Origin of the sequence: uncultured Methanobrevibacter sp. (assembly GCF_902769175.1) — an archaeon.
GTDB lineage: Archaea > Methanobacteriota > Methanobacteria > Methanobacteriales > Methanobacteriaceae > Methanobrevibacter.
In genome coordinates this window covers 1-16121 of the sequence record NZ_CACXNW010000043.1, presented here as the reverse complement: position 1 = coordinate 16121, position 16121 = coordinate 1, and the positions used below count along the sequence as shown (strand labels likewise).

At 33.0% G+C, this 16121-nt stretch carries 14 protein-coding genes and 1 pseudogene; 1 reads left to right on the top strand and 14 read right to left on the bottom strand.

Going from position 1 to position 16121, the window contains the following annotated elements:
- Positions 1-467: 467 nt before the first annotated feature.
- The 6 genes from dph5 to QZV12_RS12670 form a co-directional block, all read right to left on the bottom strand.
- Entirely contained in the window at positions 468-1265 is a 798-nt protein-coding gene (dph5, locus tag QZV12_RS12695) for a diphthine synthase (protein ID WP_295622409.1), read from the bottom strand.
- 464 nt (positions 1266-1729) lie between these two features.
- Positions 1730-2230 (bottom strand): flavodoxin family protein, encoded by a 501-nt coding sequence (locus QZV12_RS12690; RefSeq protein ID WP_295622407.1) that lies wholly within the window; start codon positions 2228-2230, stop codon positions 1730-1732.
- Between the two features lie 83 nt (positions 2231-2313).
- On the bottom strand, positions 2314-2652 hold the full coding sequence (locus tag QZV12_RS12685; RefSeq protein WP_295622410.1) for a hypothetical protein: 339 nt from the start codon (positions 2650-2652) through the stop codon (positions 2314-2316).
- Positions 2618-3715: an MATE family efflux transporter gene (locus QZV12_RS12680; RefSeq protein ID WP_295622405.1), complete on the bottom strand. Its 1098-nt coding sequence runs from the start codon at positions 3713-3715 to the stop codon at positions 2618-2620. Before QZV12_RS12680 ends, QZV12_RS12685 begins: the two co-directional genes overlap by 35 nt.
- Before the next feature lie 86 nt (positions 3716-3801).
- Positions 3802-4953 (bottom strand): aldo/keto reductase, encoded by a 1152-nt coding sequence (locus tag QZV12_RS12675; protein ID WP_295622403.1) that lies wholly within the window; start codon positions 4951-4953, stop codon positions 3802-3804.
- 87 nt (positions 4954-5040) lie between these two features.
- Complete coding sequence (locus QZV12_RS12670) at positions 5041-5313, bottom strand: hypothetical protein (RefSeq protein WP_295622401.1); 273 nt, start codon at positions 5311-5313, stop codon at positions 5041-5043.
- A gap of 464 nt (positions 5314-5777) precedes the next feature.
- Here QZV12_RS12670 and QZV12_RS12665 point away from each other — a divergent pair, with 464 nt between their 5' ends.
- Entirely contained in the window at positions 5778-6875 is a 1098-nt protein-coding gene (locus QZV12_RS12665; protein WP_295622399.1) for a class I SAM-dependent methyltransferase family protein, read from the top strand.
- A gap of 196 nt (positions 6876-7071) precedes the next feature.
- On the opposite strand, the gene mtnA is transcribed toward QZV12_RS12665, so the two are convergent.
- The 8 genes and pseudogenes from mtnA to QZV12_RS12625 form a co-directional block, all read right to left on the bottom strand.
- The gene (gene mtnA, locus QZV12_RS12660; RefSeq protein WP_295622397.1) at positions 7072-8031 is read right to left on the bottom strand and encodes an S-methyl-5-thioribose-1-phosphate isomerase; all 960 of its coding nucleotides are present in this window, start codon (positions 8029-8031) and stop codon (positions 7072-7074) included.
- A gap of 929 nt (positions 8032-8960) precedes the next feature.
- Positions 8961-10004 (bottom strand): NAD(P)-dependent alcohol dehydrogenase, encoded by a 1044-nt coding sequence (locus QZV12_RS12655; protein WP_295622395.1) that lies wholly within the window; start codon positions 10002-10004, stop codon positions 8961-8963.
- Positions 10005-10556: 552 nt separating this feature from the next.
- Positions 10557-11447 carry a radical SAM protein gene (locus QZV12_RS12650; protein ID WP_295622393.1) on the bottom strand — a complete coding sequence of 297 codons (891 nt, stop codon included), beginning with the start codon at positions 11445-11447 and terminating at the stop codon, positions 10557-10559.
- Positions 11448-11811: 364 nt separating this feature from the next.
- Positions 11812-12378: a methanogenesis marker 17 protein gene (locus tag QZV12_RS12645; RefSeq protein ID WP_295622391.1), complete on the bottom strand. Its 567-nt coding sequence runs from the start codon at positions 12376-12378 to the stop codon at positions 11812-11814.
- A gap of 84 nt (positions 12379-12462) precedes the next feature.
- Complete coding sequence (locus QZV12_RS12640; RefSeq protein WP_292787888.1) at positions 12463-13698, bottom strand: methanogenesis marker 15 protein; 1236 nt, start codon at positions 13696-13698, stop codon at positions 12463-12465.
- A gap of 1 nt (position 13699) precedes the next feature.
- Positions 13700-14206 carry a methanogenesis marker 5 protein gene (locus QZV12_RS12635; RefSeq protein ID WP_295622389.1) on the bottom strand — a complete coding sequence of 169 codons (507 nt, stop codon included), beginning with the start codon at positions 14204-14206 and terminating at the stop codon, positions 13700-13702.
- Positions 14207-14323: 117 nt separating this feature from the next.
- A complete protein-coding gene (locus QZV12_RS12630; RefSeq protein WP_295622387.1) occupies positions 14324-14812 on the bottom strand; it encodes a methanogenesis marker 6 protein in 489 nt (162 codons plus the stop codon).
- An 11-nt stretch (positions 14813-14823) separates the two neighbouring features.
- A pseudogene (locus tag QZV12_RS12625) lies at positions 14824-16064 on the bottom strand (methanogenesis marker 3 protein).
- Positions 16065-16121 lie beyond the last annotated feature (57 nt).

The window sequence follows — 16121 nt, the reverse complement described above, 5'->3', positions numbered from 1 at the left end:
ATTGTAAGTTTTTTATAATGATTTTTATTTAAAGAACATAGTAAACGGAATTTTTATGATTTTATTGTAAAAATAAATGTAAAAATTTAAAAGATAGAAACTAACTAATACTATGTTCTTTTCCAATTTTTTCTTTTTTTTGTTATTTTTAATAATTTTTACAATCCAAACTAATTTTTTACTTGACAATTAATTCGATAGATTACCAACAATATTCATTTAATTAAATGAAAAAAATAAAAAAATAGGCTCCTTTTTAAAAAAAAATAGTATTCTCAGTTTAAGAAATAAAAAAAACAGGTCCTTTTTTAAAAAAAATAATTATTCACAGTTTAAGAAATAAAAAAATAAAAAATAGGTCCTTTTTTTAAAAAAAAATTAACTATTCATCAATTTAAGAAATCAAAAAAATAAGAAAAATAAGAGAATCAAATAGATTCTCTAAAAATCAAATAAAAACAAAACAATTAAATACCATCTAAAATTTCTTTAGGAGCTCCAGCCACTTCCACCAAATATTCCGCTTCAACAATATGCAATTTAGAAGGAATGACAATGCAATGAAGAGGACCGCCAAAATCAAAATCAATCAAATCCTTAATATATCCTGCCTTAACAAGATTATCCTTAGATCCCACTCTTGCAATTCCAATAGCCAAAGTATCCTCATTAACAAGACCATCATAATCCAGCTTATCCTTAATTGTCATCAAATTCTCCAAACCTTCGTTGACAGTCATGTACTTATCCTTATGGGCTTGTATATCCAAAAGGACAAGAGTGTGCATATCCATTTTCAAATTCTCTTCAATAGCAATATAAGGGGATTTAGGGAAATAGTTATATTCCAAATCTGGAAATGGAATGGTTGTAACCTTACCAAACTTATATGCCTGAAGACCTGAAATAGCAGGAGCGGAAGATAGGATTGAAGATCCATGGATAACTTCAAAATCAATATCATTTCTTGCACATTCAACCAAGAAATCAGAATGGGTTGTTGCAATCAAAGGGTCTCCTCCAGTAATCAATGCAACATCCATGTCCTTTGCCTCTTTCAGGAATATAGATTCCTCTTCAACCTGAGTCCTATCAAGAACAATGATTTCCTTTCCAATGATTCCTTCGATTGCTTCAAAATTAGAACCGAATAATCGTGAAGTGAAAAATTCCGCATATACCTTATCCACTTTTTTTAATGCCTCGACACCTTTTAATGAGATATCCTTTTCATCAAATAATCCTAAACCAACTAAATAAAACATATAACCACTTTAACATCATTTTATATCATCAAATATCATTTAATACCATTATTACTTTTATAAAAATCACCAATAATCTTAAAATCCATATAGAATAACAATTAACAAATTAGAAAAATAATCATAATTCTGCATAAAAATAAAAATAGATTAATAAAAAAAAGGGCGCTAATTAACACAGGCCCACCATAAACCTGCTCTAGAACGTTAAAAAGCAACCCTTTTTACACCATACATCACCACTTTATTTTAAAAAAAAAAGCGTAGCTGTTTTAATAACAGCTAATAATATTTTATACCTAACTTATATTTAAAGATTAGCAAAAATTCGTTTGACATGAAACAATTTTCCATGAATAATAGCAAAAATTCGTTTGACATAAAAAAATTTTTCCACGAATAATAGAGAAAATTCGTTTGATATGCAACAATTTTTTCCATATTTTATAAAAAATTTTTAAGACTTAAAGGGATTTTCCTAATTCATAAGCCATGCTTGGATAATCTGAATTAATGATATCTGGCTTTAAATAACAGAAGATAGCCAATATTTTACCGCAATCCTCAAAGCCTAAATATCGGACAATATTATCATAATTCAATTCAAGGGCAGACATTGTCCAATCATTTCCGTCTGCTGCTGTTGCAAGCAATGCAGACTTCTTGCCGGAACCAATAATCTCATAATTTATTGAATAAAATCTATCTATAACTGTTTTTATTTGAGCTGAAAGTCCAAAATAATATAATGGGCTGACAAAAACTATCATGTCTGAAGATATGATCTTAACATAAATCTTATCCATGGAATCTGAATAAACACATTTTCCCCCATGAACTCTACAAGAATCACAGCCTCTGCAAGGAGCCACATCTTCAAATGCAGAATCAAACCGATAGACCTTATGCCCAGATTCCTCTGCACCTCTAATAAATTCACATGCCAAAACATTTTGAAGTTCCATCCCTATGTGGACTTCCAGTAATCATTAAGATTACCATAATAAACCTCCAAATTAAATTAATAATTAAATGAAATACTCTTTTTTTAAGAATTATTGCCAACAGCACGGTATTCCATCCATTTGCCACTAAAGTATCTATAAATATAGAATCCTGCCCTTACATACCAATCTATAAACATTGGAATCCATGTTCCAAATACTCCAACACCTAAGAAGTCTGCAATTACATAGGACAATCCAATTCTGCAAATGAACATTACAGATAAGCTAACAGCCATAGGCCATCTTGCATCTCCTGCTCCCCTAAATGTTGTAGGCAAAGTAAATGCAATAGGCCAAATTAAAATAGCAAAGATTCCAGGCCAAATAACCATTTGTGATGTCATATTAGCAGTTTCTGGAGATAATTGATATATCTGCAACAATGCTGGAAGCAAAGCGAATATGATCAAATTGATTATCAAATGTGCTAAAAAAAACAATAATCAGGCATTTCTTATTATAAAACTTCGCCTGCTCATAATCATTATTCCCAACACAACGTGAGATGATTGCAGTCAAACCAAGATTTATTGCAAATCCAGGCAATACTGAAAATATTCCAATTGCATAGCCAACGGAATTTGCAGCAATAGCAATGGTTCCAAAAGTGGATACAAGGCTTAAAATCAAAACCCTTCCCAATTGGAAAAGCCCATTTTCAATCCCATATGGAATTCCTACATTCAAAACCTTTTTAAGCAAAGCCAAATCAAACCTATGCCTTAAGGTCCTTTTAAAATGTATATCATACCTATCCTTAAGTGCATAATAGATTATTATGACTGCAGCAAGTGCTCTTGCCAAAACTGTTGGAATAGCTACACCTTCAACACCAAATCCAAAGACAAAAAGCAAAATTGCATTTCCAATTATGTTTAGGATATCACAAACGAACATTATCTGCATAGGTATGTGGGATTTTCCGATTGTTCTGAAAATAGCTGCTCCAGAATTATAAATAGCTATAAATGGAATTGAAATAGCCATATAGCTTAAGTAAATGCTTAAAACATCAAAGACATCAGAATCTATTTGGCCAAAGAAAAAACTAATCAGAAATGATTTGGCAAACAATACAAAAATCACCATTATGATTGACAGGATAGTTGTAAACCAAACCAACTGATTTGCTGAATCACATGCCCTATCCTTTTCATCATTTCCCAGATATTGCCCAGCAATCACTGCACCACCTGTTGCAAGTGCAGAAAAGCTGAAGATAAGAAGCTGAACCAAAAAGTCAACTAATGAAACTCCTGAAATTGCAACTTCACCTAATGAAGCAACCATCATTGAGTCGGCAAGACCTACAAAGAATTCCAATGCCTGTTCAATTAAAAGTGGAATGAATAAAACCCATAAAAGCCTATTTGTAAAGAAATAACCTCTTTCATCCACTATCTTATCGCTTAAAATATCTGTAAAACTTCTGAAAACGTTCATAAAAACTCCAGTTAGAAAAAAATATTTAAAAATAAAAAAATTTGAAAATAAAAAATAAGATTAAATTGAAACTAAGGAATTGATGACTAATTCTTAGTGAAACCATAAACCTCTGTTTCAAAGGTCTTAGCCACTTCAGGCATTAAGCTTGCAATGTCAAGCTGTTGAGGACATTCCTTCATGCATGCTTCACAGCCTGTACAGTCAGATGCAATCCCTACACCATCTAAGCATGAATAGTTTCTATATGCATTACCTACTGCTGTAAATTCCCCAACTTTTAAGCCTTGAATCTTTTCATTGTTATACATGTCAAACAATTTTGGAATCATAATGTTAGAAGGGCAAGAGCTAATGCAATAATTGCATTTTGTACATGGAATAGCGATATTGCTGTTGATGATGTCTGTAACCTCTTCAATGATCTTATGCTCTTCATCATTAAGAGGCTTGTAGTCATCCATAAATCCAATGTTTTCTTCCATTTGCTCCAAGCTGCTTGCACCAGACAATACCATAAAGACACCATCGATTCCTGCAACATAACGCAATGCCCATGAAACTGGAGGTTCATCAGGATTATAATCCTTCAATATCTTTTCAGCCTCTTCAGGAAGGTCTGCTAAAAAGCCTCCTTTCAATGGTTCCATAACAATAATAGGCAAGCCATATTTATTAGCAACCTCTACACATTTTCTTGATTCAACACCTTCATTTTCCCAATCAAGGTAATTGATCTGCAGTTGGACAAATTCCATTTCAGGATGTTCCTTAAGGATATTGTCCAAGAATTCTGCATTTGCATGAGTTGAAAGACCTAACTTCTTGATTTTGCCTTCCTCTTTCATCCTATTGCAAAAGCCGAAGGTGTCAACATATTTCCATCCCGCTTGAGAAAAGCTGCTTACATTATGAATCATATAATAATCAAAGTAGTCTACACCACAACGTTCCAATTGTTCATTGAAGATTGGCTCAAGTTGAGACTCTTCAGTAATTATAAAAGTTGGCATTTTATCTGCAATTACAAATGAATCTCTTGGATAGCGTTCTACAACAGCTTTTCTTAAAGCAACTTCACTTGCTCCATCATGATAAGGATAAGCTGTATCAAAGTAATTGAAACCGTTTTCAATATAGACATCTGCCATCTTTATTACCTGTTCAAAATCTACACTTGAGAAATCATTTTCATCAAGCTGTGGCAATCTCATCATCCCAAATCCCATATTTTTCATATTTAATCTCCTAATTCATCTAAAAGTTATTCATAATCCTCAATCTTTATACAACATCTGTTTGTTATATTCCTTTTCCAATTCCAATTATCTGATTTTCCTATCATATTGAGCAGCTTCTTCTTCTTTAAATTCAATCAAACCACTGATAAGAATATCAATCTTCTTTTGACAATCTCTCATTGCCTTTTCCTTTTGAATCTTCAAGGATTCAATTTCATTGTCTATTTCCATAAGTCGCAACTCACTCATAGGATAATGGCTAAATCCTAAAGCTTCATCAAGGGCATGGTCCAAAAGGTCCTGCAATTTCAATCCTTTAGACTTGGCAAGATCCTTTTTCTCCTTATTTATCTTCACGCTAGTTGTCTATTAAAACAACCCATAAAATCACCTGAAAATAATTATATCAAAAATATTCTCAAAAATATTAAGTCAAGATAATATATAATCTAAAATTTTATATATATATAAAATTAATGTTAAGGATTAATATATATAATGAACATAATCCCAAAAACCATATAAAAAAAATACAACTTAAAAACCACATACAAAAAATACAAGTCAAAAACCATATAAAAAAAAAAAATACGACTTAAAAAATCAAGACAATAATCCTAAGAGAGAACAAGACCACATAAGATAATATTAAAAATAATAAAAATTAAATATTTAATCAAAAGAGAAAAAAGGATTTGAAAAACTAAAAATCAGATAAAAAATAAGTATGGATTTAAATGAAATAACGATTGATAAAAATTAAACTATGTGGAACATATAGTAAAATTATCAAGTATAAAACTGATTTAATTGAAGATACTATGTTAACCCTAAAAATTCCAGTGCAAAATATAGAGGCAACAAGACAAATTGTACTAAGTCATAAGATTATTGACTTTGACTATAAGATAAAAGTCGAAAATGGTTTTGGACATATCCCACTTAAAGATGAAACAGAGGACGAAATACTCTCCAAAGTAATGGAAGAATGTAAAGAAGAAATTATTAAGGAAAATGCAGATTATACAATCGAAATTATAGATTTAAACCAAGAGGAAGACCTTGAAACTGTTAAGAGATTTCCAAGAAGCATAACTGAACTTCTTAAAGACAAGTTAAGCGAAGAGGAAATTGAAGAGCTTAAGAAATCCTTTGACATTATTGGTGATGTTGTCATAGTGGAAATTCCAGAAGGTCTTGAAGCCCATAAAAAGGAAATAGGTCAAGCAACTCTTCAATTCACCAAACGAAAAACAGTTTATATGAAAAAAAGTGCAGTAAAAGGCGTTACAAGGGTCAGAGAGCTTGAGCTTATTGCAGGTGAAGACAATCCAATCACAATCCATAAGGAACATGGAACAAGATTGAAATTGGATGTTAAAAATGTCTACTTCTCACCAAGACTTGCAACTGAAAGAAAAAGGGTTCAGGAAGCAACAAATGATGGAGAGGAAATTCTTGACATGTTTGCAGGAATCGGACCATTTCCAATTGTAATCGCTCATGAAAAGAATGTAAACATCACTGCTGTAGACATTAATGAATATGCTATCAAATACCTTAATGAAAATATCAAGTTAAATAAATTAGCCCCTCTTGCTCATATAACTGCAATTTGTGGAGATACAAATGAAGTTGCATTAAATGAGCTAAAGGGCAAGAAATTCGATAGATTAATTATGAATCTTCCAGGATTAGCACCAGAATTCTTAGATTTAGCTGTTTCATTATGCAAGGAGGGAGGAGTCATTCACTACTACGAATTTTCCGATGGATTTTCACAAGGAATAGAAAGAGCACAAATAGCTTGTGAGAAGCAAAATAAGGAAGTTGAGATACTAAATACACGTAAAGTAAAATCATCAAGCCCTGGAATGTGGCATGTTGCAATTGATTGTAAAGTAACTGACAAGAAATAGTTAAAAAATTAATAAAATTACTTTTAAAAAAAAATATCTAACTTAACAAAATAAAAACAGAGAAAAAAATATACTAAAAAAATAAGTTTAACTTAATTAAATAAAAACAGAGAAAAAAAATAAAAAATTTGTTTTAAGAAAAAAACGAATTTTAAAATAAACTCAAATAAAAAAAAAAAAAAAAAAAACAAATGATTTAGAAAAGATCTTTAAAGTCCTTTTCTAAATTGTTTAAGTCTATTACTCCTTTTTCTGTAATGATTCCAGTAATCAAGTCTTTAGGAACTATATCAAAAGCAGGATTAATCACTTCAGTTCCTTCTGGACAGATTCTTGCACCACCATAATATATTACTTCGTTAGGATCACGCTCTTCAATAACCGTATCAAAGATTGAAATCTCCTTATCAAAAGTGCTGAAAGGAGCTGCTATGTAAAATGGAATATCAAATCTCTTTGCTGCAAGAGCCACCATAAAGGAACCAATCTTATTTGCAATACCATCATGAGTCACCCTATCTGCACCAATTACAACCTTATCAATCTTGCCTATTGACATAAGATAACCGCTTGCAACATCTGGAATAAGTTTTACAGGAATTCCTTCCTGTTGCATTTCCCAAACGCTTAGTCTTGCACCTTGTCCCCTTGGACGGGTTTCATCACAAATGACTTGAATGTCCTTTCCCTGATTGAATGCTAAACGGAAAACGCCAAGTGCAGTACCATAGTCTACACATGCAAGTGCTCCTGCATTACAGTGAGTGAGAACGGTATCTCCATCATCAATAAGCTCAGCACCATATTCACCTATAGCAAGGTTTGTATTGATGTCTTCGCCAGCCATTGCCACTGCTTCATCCAACATATTCTCAGCTTTCATGACTCTGTCAACTGCCCACATAAGATTAACTGCAGTTGGCCTTGCATTTTTCATCTCCTCAGCGACCTTTTCCATGTCTTCGCCAGCTTTCTGAGCAAGTGCCATACCAAAAGCAGCTGAAACCCCAATTGCAGGAGCTCCACGTACAACCATTGTCTTGATTGCATCAATGACTTCTTGGTAAGTGCTACAATAGACATAAGTCAATTCATCAGGCAATTTGGTTTGATCTATAAGCTTTAATTTATTGTCTTCCCATTCTAAAGTTCTCATAATAATCACATGAAAATAATTAATATAAAAATATTGGTTTATGAAATAAAAATTGTTAAAATACAATAAAATATTTTGTCTTTTTTAAATAAATAAGTTATTATGAAAATAGTATAAATAGAATGTGAGAACACCCTCCAAATAATCAGATTAAGAAAATTAATAAAGAGCATACACAGAAGAACTAATAAAAACTTCAGCCCATTACAAATTAACTCCTAAAGGATTTTAAAAAATAATCCGATTAAAATAAGGAGAATCCCTATAAAAACATATAGAACTCCTTCTTCTAACAAGGATATTTTACCACCTCCATTAGAAGAATCTCGAATGAAGCATATTCCATTGTGAATACATATAAACAAGACTCAACTATATAAAGACCAACTTTTATGCTTCGTTTAGTATTTTTTTATATAGCGACAGAGAGAGACCATATCATAATTATAAAAAGAATGTTCCCAATATAATATTAAAGAAAATACAATATAAAATAGCCTAAATGCGAAAAAACACTATAAATTAAAGATAAAAAATAATTAAAGCAAAAAAACACAATTTCACAAATGTGAAAAAACACAAAAAGTATGAAAAATTAAACTTAAAAAAAAGAAAAAATGCCGCAAATGTGATCACCTCTCTCTAATGACCACATATCCAACATTTTGTTGATTTATATAAAATCTTATTTTAACTATATTCACAACAGAATTTACAAGTTACCTTGTGATTAGTAATATATAAAAAGTAGTATATAAATATTTTGGAAAATAAAGAATTATTTAAGTTTTAAATAAATAATAAAGGATTAAATAAGCTTATTTTTAGATTTAGTAAACTATACATAAAAATTTAAATAAAAAAAGTTAAAATTAAGATGATAAAAAAAATAAAAAAAAGATAAAAAGGACATAAAGTCCTTCATAAAATCATTCGTCAAATTCTTCAAATGTGATTACAGCTCTTCCTTCAACTCTTCCGTTTCTTAAGTCATCAAGAGCGTCAAGAACTTTACTGAATGGATATTGTTGAGCCTCAACCTTGATTTTTCCAGCTTTTGCCAAGCCCATAATTTCATAAAGGTCAGTGATTGTTCCACCTTGAGTCAATCTTACCATTACACCTGGTTTAACTGTAGTCCAGCTTACAGGAAGAGTTCCTCCACCAAGACCTAAAATGGAAATGAGACCTAATCCCTTGGTGATTTGTGCTGCAAGCTCTAAAGTGTTGTCTCTACCTACAAAGTCAAATACTGCATCTACACCTTTTCCATCAGTAAGTTCCATAATCTTGTCGTATGCATTTTCATCTAAAACAACCAATTCGTCAGCACCATAATTAACCATTTTAGCCATTTTTTCAGCAGATCTGTTAACTACAATAACACGAGCAGATGTTGTTAATGCCAAGTATTGACAACAGTAGAATCCAAGTCCACCTACACCGATAACCACTGCAGTACCATTATTTGGAATGAATGGCTTTGCAGTTTGCATAGCACCATATGGAGATAATCCTGCATCAGCTAATGCTACATATTCTGTAGGGTCAAGGTCACCTAAAGGAGCAACTTCTCTTGCATCAGCAATCATATATTCAGCCATACCTCCATCTTCCTTAAGACCACGTGCACTTGCAACTTCACAGAAGTTGTCACGGCCTGAAAGACAGTACTGACATTTACCGCATGCATGCAATGTGTCTACAATAACATTTTGACCAAGCTCAACAGTATCTACTCCAGGTCCAAGTTTTACAACCTCACCTGCGTTTTCGTGACCAAAGGTGAATGGTCCTTCAAAAGGAACGGTGATGAATCCTTCATCAATAACTTCAAGGTCAGTTCTGCACATTCCTGCACCTTTCATTTTAATTAAGATTTCTCCAAAAGTAGGTTCTGGTATAGGTACTTCCTCCATTACAGGAGGTTTTCCTAATTCATTTATTCTCCAAGCTTTCATTGTTCCTGCCATTTTAATCACTCATTTATTTAAAGTAAAATTTTTTAATTTTACATGTGAATATATGTCCATAGTTAATATTAAATCTTACTATTTTAATTAAAAAATATTCATTAAAATCAAAAGAGAAGTGAAAATTATTCGATAAATATAAAATAAACTATTATTTTATCCATAAATAATAAAAAAATAATGAACATTAATTATTTAACTTAATAAAGGTCATAAAAGAAAATAAAAAATTTTGAAAAAAATCGAAAAAATGAATAAAAAAAATAAAATATAATTTACAAATAGCCAATATTAAAAAAAATAATATTAAAAATAAAATATAATTTACAAATAGCCAATATTAAAAAAATAATTGCTTTGCTGAAATCCTATAAATTTGTATAAAAATTTTTAAAAATAACTGTTAAAAAAAGATTTAAAAATAACTTTTAAAAAAAGGTTTTCAACAGCCCCAAAATAATATTAAAAAAATAATATTAAAAAATATAAAAAAAGTAAGATAGGAAAAATATCCTATTTTAAAATAAAAATTTAAAAATAATATTTAATCACTTAGAAATGAGACTGAGGAGCATTTCCGATGTGATGGTCTTCGTGTTTCTTGCCAGGAACTCCATAAGCATCTGCTCTGCATTGAGTGCATGCTCTGAATACTGGAAGATACTCTTCCACATCACTACGTGCCTTTTCAATCTCTCCACATCCAGGTCTTGGATAATCTGCCATCTTGTTTAATGGAATAAGTGGAAGAACATTCACTAAATCTGCACCGCATTCTTTAACGGTTTTAGCTATTTCCACAATATGCTCATCATTCAATCCCGGAATAAGAACAATATTGACCTTAACAACTACACCAAGATCTGTGATTTTCTTGATTCCTTCAAGCTGATTTTTAGAGAGAATTTCAGCTGCTTCAAGTCCTTTGTAAGCCTTTCCTTCATAGACAATGAATCCATTGATTTCCTTTAGGATTTCAGGATCAACGGCATTGACAGTTACAGTGACAGTGTTTACTCCAAGCTCTGCAATCCTTTCTGCATATTTAGGAAGCAAGAGACCATTTGTACTCATACATTTAATCAAATCAGGCTTAACCTCATTGATTTTTTCAAAGAACTCAAAGGTAGCCTCATTAGCTAATGAATCACCAGGACCTGCAACACCTACAACAGTGATTGCACTGTCTTTAGTTACATTCAATACATGTTCCACTGCAGCATCTGCATCCATAATGGAACCTGCAACTCCAGGCCTGTCTTCGTCAGTGTTAATTGATCTTATACAGAAGTTACATCCAATATTACATTTAGGAGCAATTGGCACATGAACTCTTCCAACCTTATCATGCAATTTTTCATTATAGCAAGGATGCACTTTTGTAATGTGTGCAAATTTTGCCCCTTTATGACTTCCCCCACAAGTTAAATCTTTTTTAGTCATAGTATTACCTCAAACACAATATTTTAATTAATCTAATCATTTTAATTAACTTAAATTGTTTCTCCAATTTTATTTTAATCTCACTACAGTTTACAAATTTATTCGTTTATCATTAAACTTATAACTATCGTTATAAACTATATACTATTTAAAGCTTTCTAGTTATTCCTAACATATACGAACAAATTATTGGAATAAGCGAACTGTTTAAAAAAAAACTGTTAAAAAATGAACAAAAAATTAAAACAACCATAAAAATAATTATAAAAATATAGAAAATTAGATTGAATCTTTTAAAAGACTTAAAAACACACATCAAGTCTTAAATCTTTAAAAAAGATTGAATCCTTTCGAAAATTTGAAATTAATCCCAAGTTTTAGGAGTGTTCAATTCTACAATATATCCTTCAGCCTTTTCAACCCATTCATCCTTAATAAGTTCATCAGTAGCTATAACTGAAACGATATCATCACGGGAAATATCCTTCATAATCTTGAATCCTTCAGGAACTATTCTGAATATTGCATCATAAATTCTTCTTTTAAGGTTTTCATGTGGATCATCTACAACCAAATCAGACACTTCCTGCTCTCCGTTCATATGAATGACATATCTGCTTGGCTGATGAACATTTTCCCGGCCATTGATATTCCAAAGGACTCTTAGGATGTTTGGAAGATAATTTTCATCATCAATCAAAACAACAGTGGTGTCTTCATCTGCATCATAGTTTACCTTTGCAACTTCCTTTAAGGTAATGTGTTGAGAAGTCTTTCTCATCTTAATGGCTATGATAAAGCAAACCTCATCAGGATTTACATAAGCGCGCATATCATCAATGGAAGGTGGCAAGACCAAATCCTGCAAGATTTGTCTGATAATCATATCGTAGACCTTTGCTCCTTCTGGATCATTTGATTCAATATACATATAATCACTCTATCTAATAATATAAATAAAAATTAATTAGATTTTTTCTAAATAAGAATAGAAGCAATCTAAATAATCAATTATTTATTCATGTCTATTTCCCATACCAGATACAAGCAATGCTGCTCCTACAGCACCGATATGCTGTGAGTATTCTGGCACAATAACTTCAATTCCACCTAAAGTCTCACTAACAGCTTCAACAAGTCCGGAAATCAAACTGGTTCCACCTACTTGGATTAAAGGTTCACGAATGTCGATTTCCTGCAATTGCTGTTCATATACCTGTTCAGATACTGAGTGACACGCAGCAGCTGCTACATCTGCCTTAGAACCTCCGGCTGCAAGAGTGGTAACCAAGTCCTGAATACCGAATACAATACAGTAGGAGTTAAGCATAGCCTTTCTCCAGTCACCTTGCACTGCAAGAGGACCAAGCTCGGTAATGTCCACATCCAATCTACGGGAAGTCATGTCAAGGAATCTTCCGGAAGCACCTGCACAGATACCACCCATAGTGAAGTTGTCTGGAATACCATTGTTTACGGTAATTACCTTGTTATCCATACCACCGATATCGAGAACAGTGGCTTCGCCTTTTTGGCAATCTGCCAAGTATACTGCACCTTTTGCATTAACAGACAATTCCTCTTGGATAAGTTCAGCTCCAAATTCCTGACCCATTGTAAACCTACCGTAACCGGTAGTTCCAATTCCGTCAACATCATCCCACTTGTAGCCTGTGCCTTCAAATGCTTCTGCAGCTGCAGTTTGAGCAGATGCAATAATGTCTTTAGTGGATGTCCAACCGGTTCCGATAACCTTGTTGTTTTCCATAAGCACAGCCTTAGTGGTTGTTGAACCTGAGTCAAGACCAAGGGTAAGGCCTTCCTGTTTTTCACGAGCAAGAATGCTTCTACGTGTTACAGTGGTAGCCAATGCTTCCATACGAATAAATAGCTCATCCGCTTTGGTCCTTTCAGTAAAGGAATAGGTTACTACTGGAATACGTGTATTGTTTTGAATGAAACGTCTTACTTCATTTCTTACAAGTGCACCTTCTGCACATCTGAAACAGGTAGCAATGAATACTGCATCAGGTTTGCATTTTCCTTCAACAATGGACATTGCCCTTGCAATCATAAGCTTTAAGCTTGAACTTTGAGCAGAGAAACCGAATTTCTCATAAGCTTCATTAATGTAATCCAAATCAATTTCAGGAAGAATAATTTCTGCTCCAAATTTTAATGCTGCCTTTTCGATTTCCTTTTGGATACCACTGTATTCAGTACCGCAGGAAACCAATGCAATCTGTACCATATTATTTTCCTCCTCTATTTGCAATAGGTTCACCTAAAACATCACTGTCTCCTTCCAAGTCTCCTCCGCCACCAGGCAAGGAGTCTAAAAATTCCATAATCTGATTTACCATAAGCCTTGTTCCATCTTCATCATCAGGGTAAACCACTTCCAAGACAGGTATGTCCTTTTTACGTAAACAGAAAATAGATAATTCATTTGTTCTTGCACATCCTACACAGCCAAAGCCAAATGGAGCGCCATCAACAATGATTGCTGCCTCTGCTGCATCTATAAGAGGTCCAATAATGGACATTCTTCCTCTGACTCCAGAAGGCACTTCAATAGCTGCATACTTTAATCCGTTTATAGGATCTTCTTCTGTAATGTTCATTGGAGGAGAATCAATCTCCGGATCCTTAATCTTTTGTCTTATTTGTTTTTGAAGAGCTAAAGGAGTGTGACCTTTTCTCTCAATCAAATCAGCTAAAACCAATGAATTTGGGGGATAAATAGCTACTTTTACCATAATATCATTCCTCGTAATTATAATATAGAAAGTTTTTCAAATCCAAGTAAATAATTCCACAATCATTAATCAATAATAAAGTAAATAATTCCACAATCATTAATCAATAATAACTTCCTATTTCTTATCGTCCTCACTTTTTTCTTCTTTTAAAGATTCTTCTAAAACTTCTTTGAAGTACTCAACAGAAACAGGTTCTTTTTTCTCAATTACAACTTCTTTTGGATTTCTTAAGGCTTCACCAACATAATCAAGAATTCTGAATTCCTTTTCCATTTGGTGGAAACCTTCCCTTGGCCCATATCTGTGACCTCTACATCTTCTTGGGTCACCTGGAGCAAAACCTCTTTCCTTTGTAAAAATTCCATAGGGGTCTAATTTACGGAGTTCACGAATAGCTTCTCTAACATACTTATCCTTTCCACTAATCATAGCACCGTAACAAGTCCATTTGATTGTAATAGGCAAATTAAGCATATGAAGGAAGTTTACAACCTCGCTTTCACTTACATTTGCCTTTGAACTTAAAATGATCATCCTTGTTGAAACTTCCACGTCCATGTCCTCTTTACCTAAATCTGGAGTTATACATAAATTTGCAGGCATAATCATTCCTCCTATTCATCATCCTCGTAAACTTCATAAATATAAAGAGTGCTTCCATCCTTAAGCTTGTTCAAGCCTTCAATGTTTCCAACAACTTCACCAACAACATTTGTAGCTGAGAACGGTTCACCAGTAGGTCCAAAGTCAGTGGTGTCAATGGTCCTAATACCAACAAGACCTAAGTTCTTTCTGGACATGTTGGTTACACCTATCTGTCCAGCTTTCATAATGTCAGTTGGGTTGTTTTCAGGAATAAGTCCCTTAGACTCATTATTGTCACCATGGAACATGAACATGTTCATGTCAGGAACTGCAAAGTAAACCTTCAATGTTCCAACAGGCTTTTCTGCAAGACCAGTAATCTTTTCCAAGTACCATCTGGTTCTTGGAGCCTTGTCAGTCAATTTGACCTTAAGGAGTTCATTGCTTGCAAGACCAACGGTGCTTACTTCTCCTGCTTCCAAGATGCCAACTGTGCTTTCAGGCTCTTGGGTTACGATAATTGCATCATCATCTTCATTTCCAGTTCTTATATGTTTGATGCCTAATGATGCAAGTTTTTCTTCAGCCTCTTTTTGAGTCATCATCATAAGCATGATTCTATCAGGACTGCTTCTTACAGTAATGATGTCCCCTTCCTTAGCTATATCAAACAATTCCATACCTTGCTTTCAGCTCTTACTCTGTCTTCTCTATAAATATAAACTCTACCTTTACCGAATCCATCATTTCTCAAGGTAACTGTTCCTCTTTTACGTTCAGTGATCTCCTCTTTATCCTTAGTTAAACCAGTCAATTCATAGAAACCTACAAAAGAGTTAGATTCAAAGCTAACTTCTATCTTGTCATTTCTAATGAGTGAGAACAAATGTTCAACAGATTTTGGAGAGTTAAAGTTAGGTTCAAAAAGAACATAAGTGAACAATTGATTTCCTTCCTCTAAAACCTCATCTAAATTGGAACCTCCAGTACTGTCCTTAACGGTACTGCGCTCTATTACAGGTTCAATAGCTAAGATTTCATCATCATCAGTCAATGAGAATAATGTCTTTCTTCCACCTATAACCCTTGCAAAGACTCCACGGTCACTGTATTTTGGAACACCATAAACATTAGTGTGGTCATCCTTGACAAAGATTATGTGAGTGGCCTCTGCTGAAAATCCGGATAAGCTGATAAGAACCTCATTGTCGAAATATGCAAATTCATCATGTGAAGGTTCAAAATTAGAGCTTACAGGACCTATAGCCACTTCATTAGATGTTTCCCAACGAACATTATTAGAGATAAACTGAGAATAGTTTTCCTT

Coding starts and splice junctions, on each gene's coding strand:
- dph5 (WP_295622409.1), bottom strand. CDS start 1,265: ATGTTTTATTTAGTTGGTTTAGGATTATTTGATGAAAAGGATATCTCA.
- QZV12_RS12690 (WP_295622407.1), bottom strand. CDS start 2,230: ATGGAACTTCAAAATGTTTTGGCATGTGAATTTATTAGAGGTGCAGAG.
- QZV12_RS12680 (WP_295622405.1), bottom strand. CDS start 3,715: ATGAACGTTTTCAGAAGTTTTACAGATATTTTAAGCGATAAGATAGTG.
- QZV12_RS12675 (WP_295622403.1), bottom strand. CDS start 4,953: ATGAAAAATATGGGATTTGGGATGATGAGATTGCCACAGCTTGATGAA.
- QZV12_RS12665 (WP_295622399.1), top strand. CDS start 5,778: ATGTTAACCCTAAAAATTCCAGTGCAAAATATAGAGGCAACAAGACAA.
- mtnA (WP_295622397.1), bottom strand. CDS start 8,031: ATGAGAACTTTAGAATGGGAAGACAATAAATTAAAGCTTATAGATCAA.
- QZV12_RS12655 (WP_295622395.1), bottom strand. CDS start 10,004: ATGGCAGGAACAATGAAAGCTTGGAGAATAAATGAATTAGGAAAACCT.
- QZV12_RS12650 (WP_295622393.1), bottom strand. CDS start 11,447: ATGACTAAAAAAGATTTAACTTGTGGGGGAAGTCATAAAGGGGCAAAA.
- QZV12_RS12645 (WP_295622391.1), bottom strand. CDS start 12,378: ATGTATATTGAATCAAATGATCCAGAAGGAGCAAAGGTCTACGATATG.
- QZV12_RS12640 (WP_292787888.1), bottom strand. CDS start 13,698: ATGGTACAGATTGCATTGGTTTCCTGCGGTACTGAATACAGTGGTATC.
- QZV12_RS12635 (WP_295622389.1), bottom strand. CDS start 14,206: ATGGTAAAAGTAGCTATTTATCCCCCAAATTCATTGGTTTTAGCTGAT.
- QZV12_RS12630 (WP_295622387.1), bottom strand. CDS start 14,812: ATGCCTGCAAATTTATGTATAACTCCAGATTTAGGTAAAGAGGACATG.